Genomic DNA, 918 nt, shown 5'->3' on the forward strand with positions numbered 1-918 from the left:
GTGCGGCAGGAGGTGCAGGAGGTGGTGGCGGTGCGGCGCTCGGTGGTGGCGGCGACCACGCGGCCGGTTCCTCGGCCGGTCGGCGTGCCCAGTCGGTGTCGGATTCGCGGCGGTGGGCCCCACCCGGGTCCGGCGTCGGTTGTCGCTGCCAATCGAACTCTGGCGGTTGAGGTTCGGCGGGCACGTCGATGATCGGGCTCTCTTCGGTCCGCTCGTCGATGTCGGGCCGGTAGTCGTCGATGCGGCTGCTGCTGACGCGCCCCGTCGTCTCGGAGTCGCGCGCCCAGTCGCTGTAGGCGCGCACCGTCGTACGTTCGGGCTCGATCGCCGGCCGGTGCGACAGGTCCGCGTCGAAGAGGATCTCGAGATTGGCGCGCAGGGCGGCCAACTCGGCTCGCAGGGTGGCCATCTCGTCGGCGGTTTGGGCCCGCACCTCGGACTCCAGCTCGCGGCGCAGTTGCGTCTCCAACGACAGCTCGTATTCGCGCCGCGCCGAGATCTCACGGTCCAGCTGGAGGTCGTAGACGAGCTTGAGGTCACGCACCTTGGCCTGGTCGACGTCGCTCTGCCGTCGGTAGATGACCGAGACGAACGCCGCGACCACCGCCGCCCACAACGCCAGGATGACCGCCAGCTTGAGGAGCTCCACCCGGTTGGTGAACACCAGTGCGGAGCTGGCCGCGATCGCCAACACCAGCAACGCGGTCAGCAGCATCCAACCCGGCCTGCGGCCGGCACGCCGATAGCGTGCGCTGCGGGTCGGATCGGTCATGGGGGCGACTGTACCCGTCACAGGTCACTCCGCGTGTCGCCTCGTCGGCGATTCGGCCGCGCGTCGCCGCGACTTCGTTAATCCGTTGCCCCATCGGGGTTCTCCGGCGGCTCGCCCGGAGACTTGCAGCAATGCTGCAACCACAG

Annotated in this window: 1 protein-coding gene; it reads right to left on the bottom strand. The window is 69.6% G+C overall.

Features of this window, described 5'->3' with window-relative positions; translation table 11 throughout:
• Nucleotides 1-772, bottom strand: a 772-nt coding sequence (locus A5752_RS02045; protein WP_353612292.1) for a DUF6779 domain-containing protein, incomplete at its 3' end; no start/stop codon positions are given.
• Nucleotides 773-918 lie beyond the last annotated feature (146 nt).

The sequence above is a fragment of the Mycobacterium sp. 852002-51961_SCH5331710 genome, assembly GCF_001665535.1.
Taxonomy (GTDB): domain Bacteria; phylum Actinomycetota; class Actinomycetes; order Mycobacteriales; family Mycobacteriaceae; genus Mycobacterium.